Source organism: Sinomonas atrocyanea, from assembly GCF_001577305.1.
Taxonomy (GTDB): domain Bacteria; phylum Actinomycetota; class Actinomycetes; order Actinomycetales; family Micrococcaceae; genus Sinomonas; species Sinomonas atrocyanea.
The window spans coordinates 963,877-979,795 of record NZ_CP014518.1 but is presented as its reverse complement, the minus strand read 5'-3'; the positions used below and the strand labels follow the sequence as shown (position 1 = coordinate 979,795).

Annotated in this window: 10 protein-coding genes and 1 pseudogene; 4 read left to right on the top strand and 7 right to left on the bottom strand. The window is 66.1% G+C overall.

Annotated elements, in window-relative coordinates; all coding sequences use genetic code 11:
• The first annotated feature begins 588 nt into the window (after nt 1-588).
• Complete coding sequence (locus SA2016_RS04635) at nt 589-963, top strand: hypothetical protein (RefSeq protein ID WP_141305503.1); 375 nt, start codon at nt 589-591, stop codon at nt 961-963.
• Nucleotides 964-3,462: 2,499 nt separating this feature from the next.
• Here SA2016_RS04635 and SA2016_RS20735 read toward each other — a convergent pair.
• Nucleotides 3,463-3,831, bottom strand: coding sequence for a hypothetical protein (locus tag SA2016_RS20735; RefSeq protein ID WP_218030589.1), 369 nt, complete (start codon nt 3,829-3,831; stop codon nt 3,463-3,465).
• A 29-nt stretch (nt 3,832-3,860) separates the two neighbouring features.
• Complete coding sequence (locus tag SA2016_RS04630) at nt 3,861-5,924, bottom strand: hypothetical protein (protein ID WP_066495866.1); 2,064 nt, start codon at nt 5,922-5,924, stop codon at nt 3,861-3,863.
• 1,071 nt (nt 5,925-6,995) lie between these two features.
• Between SA2016_RS04630 and SA2016_RS04625 the strand changes: the two genes are divergently transcribed.
• Nucleotides 6,996-7,229 carry a hypothetical protein gene (locus SA2016_RS04625; RefSeq protein ID WP_066495864.1) on the top strand — a complete coding sequence of 78 codons (234 nt, stop codon included), beginning with the start codon at nt 6,996-6,998 and terminating at the stop codon, nt 7,227-7,229.
• 187 nt (nt 7,230-7,416) lie between these two features.
• Here the strand turns inward: SA2016_RS04625 and SA2016_RS04620 are convergent.
• From SA2016_RS04620 to SA2016_RS04600, 5 genes and pseudogenes are all read right to left on the bottom strand, one after another.
• A pseudogene (locus SA2016_RS04620) lies at nt 7,417-7,929 on the bottom strand (IS3 family transposase); the annotation flags it as partial.
• Between the two features lie 1,022 nt (nt 7,930-8,951).
• A complete protein-coding gene (locus SA2016_RS04615; protein WP_066495854.1) occupies nt 8,952-9,266 on the bottom strand; it encodes a hypothetical protein in 315 nt (104 codons plus the stop codon).
• Nucleotides 9,267-9,830: 564 nt separating this feature from the next.
• Nucleotides 9,831-10,862: a DUF8611 domain-containing protein gene (locus SA2016_RS04610; protein ID WP_218030590.1), complete on the bottom strand. Its 1,032-nt coding sequence runs from the start codon at nt 10,860-10,862 to the stop codon at nt 9,831-9,833.
• A gap of 722 nt (nt 10,863-11,584) precedes the next feature.
• On the bottom strand, nt 11,585-12,871 hold the full coding sequence (locus SA2016_RS04605; protein ID WP_066495849.1) for a competence protein CoiA: 1,287 nt from the start codon (nt 12,869-12,871) through the stop codon (nt 11,585-11,587).
• Nucleotides 12,872-13,749: 878 nt separating this feature from the next.
• A complete protein-coding gene (locus SA2016_RS04600) occupies nt 13,750-14,259 on the bottom strand; it encodes a hypothetical protein (protein ID WP_066495847.1) in 510 nt (169 codons plus the stop codon).
• 351 nt (nt 14,260-14,610) lie between these two features.
• On the opposite strand from SA2016_RS04600, the gene SA2016_RS04595 reads away from it, so the two are divergent.
• Nucleotides 14,611-14,991 (top strand): hypothetical protein, encoded by a 381-nt coding sequence (locus SA2016_RS04595; protein ID WP_066495844.1) that lies wholly within the window; start codon nt 14,611-14,613, stop codon nt 14,989-14,991.
• Nucleotides 14,988-15,788, top strand: coding sequence for a hypothetical protein (locus SA2016_RS04590; RefSeq protein ID WP_066495841.1), 801 nt, complete (start codon nt 14,988-14,990; stop codon nt 15,786-15,788). Before SA2016_RS04595 ends, SA2016_RS04590 begins: the two co-directional genes overlap by 4 nt.
• Nucleotides 15,789-15,919: the final 131 nt, after the last annotated feature.

Here is a 15,919-nt window from a genome sequence, read left to right as displayed (position 1 = left end):
TCTGGCCCCCGCCCCGGGCCCGTGTCAGGATCAGCGCCATGGGCACGGTGATCGACCCGGCGCTCCGCACCCGCTGGGAGTCCGACGAGGGCAAGGCGTACGCCACGGAGGCGAAGTCGTGGCTGCTGCACGGCGGGCAGCGACCACGGTGGGTCCGCAGCCACAGTGGCCGGGCCGACCTCCGCGGGCTCCCGCTCAGGCAGCTCCCCGCTGAACCCGTCAAGGGCCTCAGGTGGACCGCACTGGACCTCAGCGGCGCCGCCGTCCCAGCCCTCAGGGCCACCGGCGCCCAGCTCCGCGACTGCGTCATCGACGGCGCGCAGTGCCCACACTGGGGACTCTGGAGCAGCCGCATCGAGAACAGCTCCTTCCGGGGCACGGACTTCACCGGCTCCGCCCTCGGCACCTGGCACGCGCGGCGAGGCAACCACTGGGAGGACGTCACCCTCGACGACGCGAACCTCACCGAGACCCTCTGGACCGCGGCACTGATCCGCAGGTGCACCTTCAAGACGGCCCGACTCGACTCAGCCCAGTTCCTCCACACCACCCTCGACCGGGTCGTGTTTCACCGGACCACTGCGCGACGTGATGTTCGACGGGCGCACGCTCCGCGGCGAGGCGACCGCCGACCCCCTCAGGGACGTGGACTTCGCACAGGCGACGTTCGCCAACGTCGAGTTCCGCGGCTACCGGCTCGACCGCGTCCGCCTCCCCGAGGGAGTACGCGCGATCCCCCACTGGCCAGAGGTCGCACGCCACGCCCTCGAACTCGTCGCCAGGGACCGCAGCACCGAGGGGCGCATGCTCGCCGGGGAGTTCCGCAACTGGATGAACATGATCGGGCAGGGCGACGCGACCGGGGTGTTCAATCGAGCCGACTACGTCACCGCGGGCGGGGAGAAGCTCGCGCAGTTCGCCGAGTCAGTGCTCTGGCGGACCGTGGAACCCGAGCGCCGCTGAACGCTGGCTCCACGGACACTCCAGCTGTCGGGAGCCGGTGGGCCCTCTGCACCAGCGAAGACAGGTGCCGCCCCATCGCATGGCTCGACTCGGACACACCAGCGATCGCCGACGGCTGACTCCGACCGCGGTCGCGGCCTCGCCCCAAGGTCCTCATGCCCTCCGCGCGCCGCGCCCCGCCGACCACCGCCCCTGTGCGCTGGCTGCGACGAGATCGGCGCTGACACCTGATCAGTCACCGCCGACGAGGAGCAGCGAGCGCAACCACCACCCTCACATGAGTCGGGCCACCGCGATCACCAGCCGCGGTGGCCCGACTCGTTTCTGCCACCGCGGCACTTCACCGGACCAGGCTCCCCCCCACTGCCACCACGGCAGCCCCGGCTCCCCCGTCCACTGCATGATCCGAGCCGCGCGCGCCGCCGCCCCAGTGCCCGCCGCGAGGCGCCGCCGCCCCATCGCCCGGATCGCCCCCAGCGTCGGAAAGAACCCGGCCGCTCTCACACCAGCTGTAGTGAGACGTCCCCGTGGTCCTCTTTCCGACGCAACCCCTTTCTTCCCCGACACTGCGCTGAGATCCATTCCCCGCTCGCTTCACTCGCTCCCTCCCGTCCAGAGTCGAGTCCCGTGTGTGCGGATCATCATGATGACGAGGCCGGTGATCATGATGACGGGGAAGCCCGCTCGCTTCGCTCGCTCCCCTCTGTGGCCCAGCACCTCCACTGACCCGCCACCTGATCCCCCGCACCTGCAACCCTGACGGTCCACCCAGGCTGCAGACTGCTCTCCACCCGTCATCACTCTCCCCCCTGTGCTGGCACACCGGCACCTGCCTCAGGAAGGAGCGCCTTCACCCCCGGGCACTGCAGGGGAACCGTGTCGAAGTGGGAGCGGTCTGATTCCGGCATGGTGCAGCGTGCTCCCCCAGCCGGTACACACCATGGGCGACGGCCTGCACCTGTGGGGCAAGCACGAGCAGGCGTTCGTGCCCGGAGTACGACGGGCCGTTGATCGACAAGCAAGCGCAGCGGGGATGACGAGGACAATACGAGCGATGCACCGGACTGGACGCTCACACACACGGGCGCTACTGCACGCGAAACCCACACACGGGATTCATCAAGCATGAAAGAAGTCATGCAGCCACGACGGACAGCCATCACGCATTCACGCAGCCACGACCGACAGCCATCACGCATTCACGCAGCCACGACCGAGCACTCACACAACAAGCACTCACAGTCACCACACGCTGCTGGCTCACCTGCACCCGCTCCGGTTCCATGGCTCCTCCGTCACGGCTCTCCGGTCCTTCCGCTTCGCTCCACTCCCTCCCATCCATGACTCCGGCCCCATTCCACCTCCGCTCCCGGGTGGGTCCACCGTCTCCATGGTCACGGTCCTGCCACTCCAGTCGCTGCGCTCCTTACGCGCCAAGCCCATGACCATTCCGACTCCCCGCGTCGGCACCGAACCTTCTGTGCGGTCCACGTGGTCACCGGCCGGTACACACACGGCCCTCTGCTGATGAAAGCCGGATGGGCCACGCGCATGCCTGCGGCATCGAGATGACCAGCCCGCCCCGTGGAGGAACAGGCGCAGAAGGGAACGCAGTGGAGCAGGACGGGATCAGCGGCAGGTACACACAAGGCCGTACACCTATCGGTTGAGGAAACGGAACAGTGCGCTCCATGCTGGACCATGCTGCACGCGTCCATAGGACAGCTGAGGAAGAGAGCGGCAGTACCTGTACCGGGCGGGGAAACGGTGACTCCAGAGGCCATAGCGCTGGACCCACTCACACACTGTGGATCGCCTACAGCAGGCACACACCCACGTGACTACGCCGAGGCCAGTGCAGGTCGCGAAGCGACCGGAACGACAGCCGAGACGGCCCGAACGACAAGGACCCGGAGCCACGCAGGACACGCAGATGCATGGAGCCCGAGCTCATGTTCCAGTGAGGAACGAACAGGGGCATGTGCACGGGAACCGATGCACCGGAGTGGACAAGGGGCGCAGGGACCGACTCGCCGGTACACACAGTAGATCAATCCCGGATGAGCGGAGGGAGGAACGAGTGACAGCACAGCTGGGAATGAACTGCAGGGGGTACCAAGACAGAGAGGGCCCGAGGGGTAGCTAGAAGTACCCCCAATATTGGGGGTTAGAGGGGGGTGGATGAACATGCCAGAATTCGCACGAGGTGGTCCGGACTAAAGGCGCCCCGCGGGTGGCGCCATTGCCGAGACGGTCCCAGGCATCGCGTCACCTATTCATGCTGCTGGGGCGCCCACTGTCCCGCCCCAAGAATCCTCGTTGCGTTCGCTGGTCGATCGTCGATCCGCGCTCGTCACGGTCCGCGTCCCCGAGATGTCCGGCTGCCAGTCGGGCCTGGCCGCGGACAACGCAGGCCCGCGTTTCGTCGGAGCCGTTCCGACGGCACGAGGGACGTTTGGCCGAGCCCGGGGGTGGCCGGACTCTCTTGAGCGGGTCGCATCACCTTCTCCACCGACGGTTCTGCAGGGGTAGCCCGAGCCGTGCGGCGACAGTTCTCTCGAGTGCGTCGACGATCGGATCTGGTGTGCTGGGACGGAGGGGCAAAACCCAATAAGCCCTCCACTCCTCCCGTTTCGAACCAGCGCCTGCAGTGTGCTGTCGGAGCCGCGTGGCCGCGGCCCCTCGTCTCAGGGACCGGGTTGGGCGCGTCCTGCCGCAGTAGCAGGCGTCGCCGTCGTGGTTGACGACGACGTACACGGCGCGCTCCTCGCGGCCGCTGTCCTCATCGAGGTCCAGCGGAGCGCATCTGCGCTCCTCGAGCCAGGAGCCGGCGAGACCGGCGAGAGCTTCGTAGCGCTCGGGCGTCATCTCGACGACTCCTTCCCAGACGGGAACCCTCATCGGGGCTCGGGATCCGGTTCGGAGATCCCTCCTAGGCCCTCCAGCAGGCGGCGTAACAAGGTGAACGTCGCCTCGGTCTCGGTCCAAGGCAGGGGGTCCGCTGTGCAATTCGCTTCACGAAACGACAGGAGATCCTGCAACTCGTCATAGGCCTCTCGGACCTTCTCCTGGACCGTAGTCAGCTTCTCGGCTTCGCATTCCGCGCCCGACTTCTTCTCCCCGTCTTCGTGCTCGCCCTTGGGGCCGAAGCCGTTCCGCACGGCCGCGCGTAGATGGGCGTTGTAGTCGGAGCCCGCCCATGTCCGCTCGATGAGTTCGCCCTTGGCACTGTCCCACCAGCGAGGCGGTTTGTCGGCCCTCGACCGCTTGATCGAGTCCGCCAAGAGCTGGCGCCCTTCGCTCTTCCCAAGGAGCGCTCTGATGATCCCGCCGACGTTCGTGCGAGCGATCTTGGTCCCCGTAATGGCTTCAGCGGAGCCTGCAGCTGCCAGGAGGTGACCGCTCATGACCAAAGAGACCATCCCGAGTACCCCCAGGAGTAGGCGATCCTTGCTCCCGTCGTCATCCTCGTCTGCCCCCGCCAGCAGCTTGTCGACCTCCGCGTCCGTGTTGACGTTCTGGACTTCCCACGGCTCGTCGACTAGTTCCGCCCACAGGCATCCCGAAGTCAACGCTGTACGGGCCGATGTGGTCGCCTCAGGGCCTCTGGCTGAGTACGAGCGGAGCCCGAGGTCGACGACGGGACCGTTGCGTTGCTTGAGCATGCGACCGCGCTTCTTGCCCTGCTCGGAGAGTACGAGCGCCTTGAACTCGGCGTCGCTGCGGGTGAGCTGCTGGATGACAAGGGCGAACCGCAGATCGGGGAGCGTCGGGTCGAGTCCAAGGGTCTGCATCCCCGAGTCCACATTCTCGCGGCCGATCAGCACATCACGCATGTGGGGGTCCACGAGTCCCTCTTGGTGCAAGCTAGTGACGATCTCCTCGGCCATGACGGCGTCCCGCGCCGCCGCATCGAATGGCTTCACACCGACGTTCATGTGCGTGAGAAGCGCGCGGACGGCGCTGCGGAAGTCGTCCCTTCCCTGAGCGTCTCCATCTTTCTGGTAGCCCACAATGACCCGGACCGGCACTGTGAGCGCGCTCAGGACCTCCGCTGCGGTGTTGCGGGCTTCGGGTGTTGTGTCCGGCTCCTCCAGGAGCTCGCGGGCAGCCCTGGCAAACCGCGCCCCGAGTTCAATCCGCTCGCTGAGAGGGATCGCCATCAGCGCCGAGGGCTTGAGCGGGAGCCCCACTTCCGACGTCCCGAGGACCGGCTCGCCCGGCGCCACGCGAAGCCGGCTGTACGCATAGGCGGAGACCAGCCGGGAGTTGCCGTCGACCGCGACGAGTTCATAGGCGCATCGGCTTTCGTCGGAGCGGAACGTCGCCGCGACCATGGTCAGGGGAAGCACCACCGACTGGGCACCGAGCGTCTGGCGATTGGAATCCCACGCCTTCTTGGCGGACCGGTCCACGGACTCGCGAATCTGCTCGGGATCCCCCGGGTACTCGAGGACAGCGTGCCGTTGGCTGGGCTGCGGCATCGCAAGGGTCCTGCCTTCGGCCCGCGCCCTAGGGTCGGCTGCATAGAGCGCGTCAGGCAGCCATCTGTCATTGTCGACCCCGGGCAGGAGCGCGGTCGTGAGGGCTTCATACTCGATGACCATCAGCCGTCCCGTGCCGATGGTGTGGCTCCCGATCCGCGCGTCCACGAGTTCGCTGGGATGGGCAGCGCTATCGACGATGAGCTCGATCACCTCTGGGGGAAGATTGACCTCCTTCCGGCTCAGATACGTGCGGGCGGCCGCCCTCGCCTGGCTCCTGGAGAGTTCGTCCTCGGAGCCTGCGGCGGACCTGCGGAGGCCGATGGCCTCGGTCTCCGTGACCGCGGCGCCGGCCGTTGACGCATCATGGGGAACGGCTGAGCGGCCGGATGCGGCGACGTGAGCAGCGGGCGCGCGGGGAGGCTCGGCGTCGGCAGGTTGCAGGCCACGCCCGTCGATGGATTCACTCAGGCTCATGGGTTCAGGGTTCCCTTCTTTGGCGGCGATGGGGGACGTCCGCGGTCCAAAACAGAGGTCCCGCGGATCGAGGCTACTGCGGCCGGCAGGAGGCCAGGAGGCCGGGGCGCACCTTCGCGCAGGTCCGCATTTCGGGCTCGGAGCGATCCACTGCGGCTGTCAATATCGGCGTCAGGAACACTGGAAGCCGGCCTCGCTTCTGCAACACCACTCGGGCCGGCCCGCAACTTCTGATCGAGGGAAGAGACAGGACGGTTGACGCTCGCCTGCTTGGCCCAGCGGGGAACCAGAGGTCCTGCCGCACAGAGCCGCCCCACCACGGTCTCCGCTCCCCCCAGCTGCTCGAGCCGCCGGAATCCACCGCCATCTAGGTTGACGAATGTGCTTTCTTCGCCGGGCAGAAGCCGGTGAAGGACCGTGATGCGCGGCACAAAGGGCACCCGCTCGAGCCGACGGATTTCGTCATATGACATTCCTCACATAGCCCTGGGCTCGGCCCCGTCGCCCGAGAACCCAGACCAGCGTCGAGGCTCCACAGCCCAGTCCCCCCGAGCTGGACTGCCCGCCCCATTCGGCTGGCTGTCGACACACGGCCGCCCAGATCCACGGGCTCAGCAGCGGCCTGAGGGCGTCCGCAGGGCTGCCTGTCGATAAGCCTTGGGCGGAGCCACCTCGTCGGTGGGGCGCCTACGACGACCGCCGAGAGCCTTCCGTGGCCCAGACCACCAGCGGGCGATCTCGCCACCCCGGTTCCGGCACGGACCGACGTGAGACGAAGACCCGGCGGAAGCCATGCAGGAAGACGCAGACAGTCCCTCCCCGCGCAGGGCGGGGATCGAGGGTGGCTGGAGAATGGCGGGTGAGGGACACCGAGCGGGGCTAACTACAGCCCCAACGGGTGCGGCAGCCCGTCGTCGTCGGCAGGATCGGGCGATGCCTGCGGCGCCAGCCACCTGGCGACACCTCCAGGGTGCCAGTGCGTCGCTGACCCAAGGGCCACTGCATCCCGGCCGAGCGCGCACTCTTCCACGACCATGGCGCTCCCGCGCACTGTCCCGCCACAATAGGGGCATGGCCGATCCCGACGCCCAGCAGCCGCGCAAGACGATCTCGCGCCAGGAACTCAGGGTGCAGATCCAGGCCGCGCGGCTGAGGGTCCTCACCGACTGGAAGCAGAACAAGGAAACACCTGAGTGGGTACTGCGGCTTGCGTCGCTGCCGACCCTCGCCGGAGAGCACTGGGCACCGCCGAGAGCGCGTACCCGGTGGGAAGAGCTCAAGCGCTGGTGGAGCGGGCGAATCTGAGCTGCGAGCAATCCCAGACGAACTTCCATCGGCGGTTGGAGCTGCGCTTCACTGTGGTTCGGCGCTCGCACGCCATCCCCCGCGGCAGGCGCGCACCCCGGATGGGGAAGCTGAGCCTTCCGCCGTCGCCGTCCTGCAATCATCCCTTGTAGGGCCTGAAGCGCACTGGGGCTGATGGAGACTCACGCTATTTCATTCCGACCAGCCGTTCGCGGCCGGTTCGGACAGCATAGAACGCGTTCTCGAACTCGGCGGGCGGGGTGTCGCCGAGGTAGGCGTGGAGCCGCTGGGTGTTGTGCCATTGAACCCAGCCGAGGGTCGCGAGCTCGAGGTCCTCGACCGTCTTCCACGGCCCGGAGCGGGCGGGCCCACGGACCAACTCGGCCTTGTAGTACCCGTTCACCGTCTCGGCCAGGGCATTGTCATAGCTGTCGCCGACGGTCCCGATCGACGGGGTCGCACCGATCTCCGCGAGCCGTTCGCCGTAGCGAATCGACGTGAACTGGGATCCCGCGTCGCTGTGGCATCGCAGGCCGTCGTGGTGATGGCCACGGGACCAGCGAGCCATCTCGATCGCGTCGAGAACCATCTCGGCGCGCATGTGCGACGCGACCCGCCACCCCACGATCATGCGGGAGAACGCGTGGATGATGAAGCACACGTATGCGGCGCCGGCCCACCTCGCCACGCACGTCAGGTCGTGGGCGAAGCGCCAATAGAGACCCATGAACAGGATACCCTACCGACTCGTCGAGTCAGTCTTCGCAGAGCCTGAGGACCGGCTCAGGCAATACCTAAGATCTGGGTTAGGCCACGCTCCACGGGACGGAAACCTGCTTGCCCTCGGTTGGTCCCTTGAAGAGATCTGCCAGTCCTGCGACCTTAAGGCGCTTGAGCGACCTGGGATCCTACGAACGCTCGGAGTTCTATTGCCAAAGGCTGAGACTCCTTCGCTCCATGGGACGAGAGCGCTGCTGGGACAAGCCACGGCATGGCTCCAACTAGTTCCTGGGCAAACCCGAATATCTCTTGAGAAAGATCGAGGAAAGCTACGGCAGGGGCTACGCGAAAATTCTGATTGCAGCGAACTGAACCGATAGAGCGCCGCTGAGGCCACGAGGGCTGACTGATCTTAGCCAGCCGACTCAACATTGGTGTGCCTCAGCAACCAAGCACTCTTTACGCCGTAGCTAGTCGAAGGAGCACTTGCTGCTATTCTACCTTTCGGACCACGCCGATCTTGCTCCAGTCCACTAGGATATGCTGACCGGATATCAAGTCCTTCTCGGTCGAGGTCATGTTCCTCTGTTGATTCGCCCAATAATAGGGCGTAATCACGACTGATGCTACTGCCGTTCGGTAGGTACGTCCTCCGTGGTCGAATTCTACGACGACGTTCTCCGCGCCTGCCGGTTCCGGCTGCTTTCCCCATCCCATGTGTGACGACATATCGAATTTTCGCAAGAAGTCAACGCTTCCCCCGTACTGACGCGCTAGCTGCTGTACGCAAACCGCCGCCACGAGGCTCCATTCATCGTCCCGCGCGATTCCCCTGAACCGGGCATCGACGACCGGGCCTGCCCCGCACCGCGCTTGACCAGGAGTGACGCGAAGACACGGACCACGTTCGCATCCGGGGTGACCGTGGTCCCCAGGAAGTCCCATTCAGGTCCACTTCGATCTGATCGAGCCAGTCGGCGTCGTCTACCGCCAGCCGATGCGTCAGGCGGCCGTGCCCAGCCCCCTCAGCAGTGCGGGCTCCGGGGCTACAGCCCCCCGGCTGAGGTCCCTCCGCTGGGCCGAGGCATACCCGTTCGCTCCGTCTCCAGAGCGTCCCCCGCCGCCCCGCGCTGCGGCCGGGAAGTCGGAAGCCACGAGCCCCGCGAGGCGACGTGTCTCCTCATCCTGCCCGTCCGGCTCTGCCGCAGCGGCGGTCTCGGCCGGTCCGCTGCCCGCGGCGATCGCCACGTCGACCAGCTCCACCTCAGCACGGGCGCCCGCGAGGGCGTCCATGTGCTTGAAGGGCCGGCGCAGCATGGCCTCGGCCTCGGCCTCAGCGATCTTGCCCTCGGCCTCCGCCGCCCGCTCGGCAGTCCGCTGGACCAGTCTGGGCAGGGTCTCGACGCGGTTCTCGAGCGGGCGGATGGCCCAGAGGTCGGCGTTGATCAGAGAGCATCCCGCTCGACCTCGAACGAGGTCCGCGGCACACCGTCGAGGCTCAACTGCGCGGTGGACTTCTGTCCCGGGAACGGGACAATGAGCCGGGCCCCGACCGCATGGCCGCCGACCTCGGCGAGGACGCCGAGGTCGGCGCGCGTAAGGATCCATCACGTGGCGCGAGTTCACCGCCGCCCAGTCCTGCACGGCCCCGGCCGCTCCCTCCGGGCCGTGAACCGGCCGCCGCGGACGGTCATCGCGGACGCCTCCCCGGACGTGTCGACCGCCCGCTCGACGGCGGCCTCGATGAGGGGCAGGTCTGTTTCAAAGAATTTTCGAGAATCCCAGATTTCGAGATGCTCTACGATCTCCTGTGCTCGAGCTGACCGTACTACTGCGGAGCAGCAGCATCCATCAGGAGGTTCAGCGAGCCAACGAGTCGGCCTATTCTGTGAATTTCACTACGCACCCCGGCTGGTCACATGCTGGCGGAACGATTTCGTGCCGCTTGTTGTATGGGATAGTCCGGTGCGCCGCCCAGACATGCTCTAGGTCCAGCCTCTTTACGGAGTCCTTCATTGCCCGGAACGCGTTATCGGAGTACCTGATGTGGCTTGTGCCGCCAAACACGAATCTGTGCGAGTAGTGATCGTCATTGGCGTCCAGACCCAGGTGCCGCCGAAGGGCTGTAGCTCTACTCCGAGCAATCCCGACCCTCTCCGCTAGATCATTGGGACCCATGTAGAACTTCTTCTCCAGGTCCACGGTTCTAATGGCCGCAGCGTCGGCGTTGGGGTCAGTTGTGTATGTCACCGGCAGGCCTCCCGCCTTCACCAGACGCACCTCCACGGTGAGCCCGGAGCCCTGCACATCAGAGGAAAATCCAGTCAACTTGGGAAAGACCTGCTGGCGCTCTTTTCCTTCTCTGACGCCTCGAGCGACTCTTCGAACATCTGCCTCACTGATCTCGGCTGCATCGGGATCTGCAAGTGCCTCCGTGGCCAGAAGTGCCCTGATCCTCCCCATTGCCTCAGCTGAAGCCTTACGCCCGGGCTTCAACAAGCCTGCGATGCGCTCGTACTCGCGGTCCACTAGTAGGTCCAGGCTCTGCGGAGGTTCTGAGCTGATTGGGAGTACTCGTGGAGGAAGGTGATCCGCCAGACGCTCATCGAACACGCGCCCCAGCAGGCTATCGAACAGCGTGACGGCCGCGCGGATGTTCAGGTACAGGAGTCCCTCCTCGACCACAATGTGCCAGTGCTGCTCCGCGTCTCGGAGAGAGTCTAGGACTCGGATCGTCCCTGCTTCCTCGTCGCTGAGCTGCACGCCATCGAGCTGCTGGCACAGCCGCACAGCGTTCTCGAGCGAAATCGACTTCTGGCTCTTCTTGTCGAAGACGCGCGCCTTCTTGAAATCCAGTATTGCCTTCAGCAGCATCTCGAAAGCGTGCTGTACGCAGAGCAGAACGATGGTCACCCGGCCATCATTGTCAAGACCGTTGAATGCCGTGATTCCCGTGCGTAGGGACGCTACGGCCTTCGTCCGCAGCACACGGACGTTGTACGACTCACGAGGCATGGATTCAGCTTAGTTTCCGGAGGGAGCGCCCCCCCAAGCTGCCCTGCGCCGAGGCCGCTCACATGGCTATGTCAACGCCAGCCATACCTCTCGAGCAGATCCGCGTAGCTTCCCAAGCCAGCTCGCCTCATAAACGGCAACAGAATGTAGGCGGGCGGCCAATTACTACGGTAGGGCCGGTCGCAAGCCCGGGTATACAAACCGCCGCCAGGGCCGGAGTAGAGACCACCACCAGGGCCGGTGTAGAGACCGCCACCCACCCCGCTGTAGAGACCGCCACCAACGCCCGTGTACAGGCCACCACCAACCCCGGTGTAGAGGCCACCACCAACCCCGGTGTAGGCTCCGCCGCCCACCCCGGTATAGGCCCCACCGTCGACTCCGCTGTAGGCTCCGCCGCCCACCCCCGTATACAAGCCGCCGCCCACCCCCGTATAAAGGCCGCCGCCGACGCCGCTGTAGTTGTCACGAGGCCACGTATTTGCGCGAGTCATGACCGCAGAGCATCCCTCCCCTCCGACAAACTTGCATGGCCCACGGTGTTCCCTCGCCGACTGGACCTGGGACTTTCCGAGAATTTCGACCGTCGACCGCTCGACCGCATAGCGACCCCTCGAACACTATGAACGTGCATTCCGACCTCGGTTGAGCATCTCGTTGATCTGGAAGGAGGTGAGAGGGAATGACTGCTTCTCGACCTGTTTCGACTCAGTGCTCCGCGGGCCTCCTCGGCGCGGTAAACGATCTAGTTCTTCGGTGAGCAGTGCGGTGTGGAACCGGACTGAGGAGTATCCCGCGCCGGGGAAGAAAGACTTTGTCGAGCTCGGAGCGTACTCGTTGCACTGGCCCTTGCCGCGGTCTAAGCAGAGGTGCTGGAGACGACGAAGTTTGGGATCGATAGACAGGGCTAGTCGTCTCCAGATGACAAATGTCCGCCAGCGGGTACCGGCTTCATTGAGCGGCACATCGCCCTGCATCGCCCCACAGTGGGGGCAGCAATATGCGAGGTAGGTGCGGTCGGCGGCCTTCGAGTGCCTACTGGCGAACGTAGCCACCCGTGGAAGATCGACCTCTGGGTGTCCCAGCCATTGCAGAACATCCGCCGCAAACTCCTGTTCCAACCGCTGCTTCGGGAACAGCCTTGCAAAAGGGTCGTAGAACACCTCCAACGTTCCTTCAAGACCGCAGCGGGTCTTGATTTGTACGTCGTCGAGTCTCCACACCGTCAGCCACCGCGCGCAGGCATCTTTCCAGCACTTCACCATGGCGACCTGCACGGAGTAGGCCTGGATAAAGGGCTCGATCGGCTCCCGGTAGTTGCCAGCAAGGAGGTGCACTAGGACATCACACAGGGGCACATCCGTCCGGTGACCCAGCGCTGTCATGAGGTGCAGGGACCAACTTCCCCTGGCCCCCCTCAGCTCGAAGGCGGGCACTTGGCCCGCGTGGTCAACGTTTCCGGACGAGACAAACCAGAGACATTCCAAGCCGGCCGCGGCGTAGCGCCGCTGCCGACGGACGAAATCGTCCTCCGACTGCGGAGACCACTGGACCTCAAGCGCGATCCTCCGGCTTCCGTCTGTGACAAGGACGTCGGCGATCCAGGATCGGTCATCAGCCGCAAACTCGAGGGTGGCCTCCCAGCCGGCGGCCCGGGCAGCTTTGGCCAGCAAGGCCTTCAGCTCGAGGTGCTCCTGCGTTTCGTCCCAGTGAAGCGGGCAGTTTTGACCGGGCTTGTGGGCGAAGTGCTTCAAGCCGAGCTTGGATCTTCGCGGAACTCCTGGCTGCCCGCAAGGCATCAGGAGCGTCTCCCCTGCCTTGTATCGCTGGCGCAGAGCCTCCCACGCGCCGTCATCGAGCTGACTTGCATCGACGCGCTCCTCGGACAACACCGCGGCCAGTGGCATAGCTCCCCCATGCTCGAACCAGTAGGACCATTCTGCCCGCGCTAGTCTCCAACGGCGCTCGAAACATGCAAGCCCTAGCTGCGACGACCAACTTCCGGAGCCTTTCCAAACCTGCCGGGTCTCTTAACCGAGTACGTCTGGTCAAAGGTTCCTTTGATGAGATGGGTCGGCCGGCTGTCGCCATCGGGACGAGGAACCGGGTGCCGGGGCTGTCCGATATGCCTAGGGGGTCGCTCCGAGCGCGGAGGTTCCTTGAGGAGGGCGTCCCCGCTTTCCTATGCTGGCGCTCCGCGTCGGGCAGATGAAGGCCCAGCACGAGACCGTTGCAGCCCTCCTGTGCGAACTGGAGGCCGACCTGGCAAACCTGGCGGCGCACCGCCGATCCGGCCGCCAGAGTCGCGGTCGCCGAGGTCCTCGACCGGGTGCAGGCCGCACTCACCGCCCACCTGGGCCACGAGGAGGACCAGATCCTCCCGGTCGCTGCGGCCGCAATGAGCAAGCGGGAATGGGACGAGTTCGGCAAGCACGGGCGACCGGATCGGAACATGGGACTGCCTCTGCGAATTCCAAGACTTGGGCAAGATCGGCAGGCAAGAACGCCGGACGGCCATCCAGCCGCTTCACTCGACCGCCCTGCGCGCGCTGCTGGCTTGCGCCGTCGGACCTCCCTCGAGCCGCCTGCTGGGGAGCAGGGTCCTGCGCGCGGCACTCGATGGAACGAGCCAGGCGTTCCTCGCCGCCGTGGCACAGGCCCCCAGCCCCGACCCATTGCCGATCTGGACAATGAGCGTGGCGCAGGCCCACCGGGCGACACGGCGAGGACCCACCTTGGGAACGTCTCCTTTTGAAGCCGCGTGCAGGAGGATCGGGGACGCGGGTCAGCTGCAGGTGCCGGTGAAGTTGCCGAACGAGACGATCGGGGACGTGGGATCGGCGGCGTTGTAGGCAACGTGCTCCACGATGTGGCCGACTTCGGTGTGGACCGTCCCGGAGGAGTCGACCGCGGTGAGGTCGAACGTGGCGGTGAAGGTCTGGTTCTGGTTCTGCTCGTTGACATTGAAGTTGCCCCAGACCGTCACCCGCCCGGAGTAGACCAGGCCCGTCGAGGGCTGGACGTAGCTGCCGGTTCCCTCGGTGGTGAAGGTTCCCCAGACCTCGTCGCCAGCCGGAAAATATGTCACGTGCATCACGGAGTTGCCGGTGATGGTCGGACTGATGGCCTCGTTCGTGCAGAAATCGGTGTCCCCGGACTCGGTCCAGGTGCCGTGCTGCGTCGTCGTCAGGCTCACAGTGTGGCCTGAGGAGGCCAGGGCCGGCGATGCGCCCAGGCACGCCACAGCGAGGCCGGCGGCTGCGAGTGCGCTGAGGGTTCTGCTCCTGTGGTTCATGGTGTCTCTCCTTCGGTTGGTTGGGACCGGCAGCGGCGCCGTCCGCTGCGCCCCGGGGTCCGGTAGGACCCGGCAGAGTCAGGGCGATGCCAGGCCGTGCTGTCCCGCCGAGCCACCAGCGCCCCGATGCACCCAGCATCGGGCCTGGGCCCCGCGACGGCGAGCGTGGTCTGTACTCCACTCGGAGACAGCACGGTACTCGCTCCACCATCGCGACTACCTGCTTCCGAGGAGAAGGAGGATTCCCAGGTCCTAAGTATTTCGCCAAGGCCGCTTCCAAGCAGGATTGAGTGTTGGTTTTCATATGGTTTTTCCGTTGCCCTAGCAGTCAGGGCCTGCGAGTATGGGGACATGGAAGCCGCCATCCGAAACCAGATCCACCAGGACGCTTCGCGGATGAACATCCATGACCTGGTACGTGAGCTCAACCAGAACGTCGGCGCGACCGTGGTCCAGACCATGGCGGGCGTCAAGGACCGGACCTCCCCCTACAGCTGGGCCAAGCCCGACGGCCCGGACCCCCGCCCGGCCAAGGAGGCGCGCCTCAGGCTCGGCTACCGGGTCTGGAAGACCCTCGAGATGGCCGAGGGGAAGCATGTCGCGCTGGCCTGGCTCCTGGGCGCCAACCCCCGTCTGGACGAGGAGCTCCCCGTCCTGTGCATCCAGCAGCAGAAGGTGCGGGAGGTCATCGGCGCCGCCGAGGCCTTCGTCGATGACACCTACGCCGCGTGAGCGAGCGGACCTGCGCCGGGACCGGCCTCCGGCTCATCGCAGCGGGCGGCGAGGAGGCGTTCCGCATAGCCAAGGACCGCCACGGCGCGCTCTCCGTGCGGAAGAACCCGATCGTGGGGCCTTTGCCGATCTCGCCCAGCGTCACGACGGCCGACCGCCGCGGCAGGTATGACACCGTGGGATCGACGATCTACCTCGCCCAGGACCGCCGCTGCGCCTACGCGGAGGTCCTGACCGGCTTCCGCCACGAAAGGGCCGGCGTGGCCAGGGCCGCGGAGTCGATCGGCATGACCGTCGAGGACTACATCGCGCAGGTCACCGCCGACGCAGCGGCCAACGGCGTCGATGCGCCGTGGTCGGTATCGGTCGACTGGCAGATGGACCGCTCCCTCTACCGCATCCGCCTGCCCCGCGCCGGATGGTGGGTGAAGGTGGACGACCGCGGCACACTGGCCGCCCTCGAGCAGCTGGCCCCGACAGTGCCCGGGCTGACCGAATCGCTGCAGGTCCTCACCGCCACAGCGATCTACGGCGAGGACCGCGACCTCACCACCCTCCTGGCCCAGGCGATCAGGATGCAGGTCCTCGACGACGGCTCCGAGCCCCTCGGCATCTCCTACGCATCCAAGACACTGTTCGGCAGGTGCTGGGCATACTGGGACCGACGCACAGACGAGGGCCTCGGACCCGGCAGCAACGACCTGCACCAGCTGGCCTCCGAGAATGTCGGCCCCGACCCAGACTTCGCGTTCGTGGCAGGCCACTACGGCCTGCCGGTGCTCGGGCCGCACCCCTGATGCCCACAGGCTGCTCTGCGGTGCTGGACGAACAGATCAGCCGCGGGGAACCACGGGACACACGGGCCGGCAGTCCATGCGCCGGGTACGGGGCACGGCCGGCCCTGGCCCTGGCCCTGGCCCTGGCAGAT

What these genes read in the sequence shown, in the direction of transcription:
- SA2016_RS04600 (WP_066495847.1), bottom strand. Translation starts at nt 14,259, where the DNA reads ATGAACCACAGGAGCAGAACCCTCAGCGCACTCGCAGCCGCCGGCCTC.
- SA2016_RS04625 (WP_066495864.1), top strand. Translation starts at nt 6,996, where the DNA reads ATGGCCGATCCCGACGCCCAGCAGCCGCGCAAGACGATCTCGCGCCAG.
- SA2016_RS04615 (WP_066495854.1), bottom strand. Translation starts at nt 9,266, where the DNA reads ATGCTGCGCCGGCCCTTCAAGCACATGGACGCCCTCGCGGGCGCCCGT.
- SA2016_RS04605 (WP_066495849.1), bottom strand. Translation starts at nt 12,871, where the DNA reads ATGCCACTGGCCGCGGTGTTGTCCGAGGAGCGCGTCGATGCAAGTCAG.
- SA2016_RS04595 (WP_066495844.1), top strand. Translation starts at nt 14,611, where the DNA reads ATGGAAGCCGCCATCCGAAACCAGATCCACCAGGACGCTTCGCGGATG.
- SA2016_RS04630 (WP_066495866.1), bottom strand. Translation starts at nt 5,924, where the DNA reads ATGAGCCTGAGTGAATCCATCGACGGGCGTGGCCTGCAACCTGCCGAC.
- SA2016_RS20735 (WP_218030589.1), bottom strand. Translation starts at nt 3,831, where the DNA reads ATGACGCCCGAGCGCTACGAAGCTCTCGCCGGTCTCGCCGGCTCCTGG.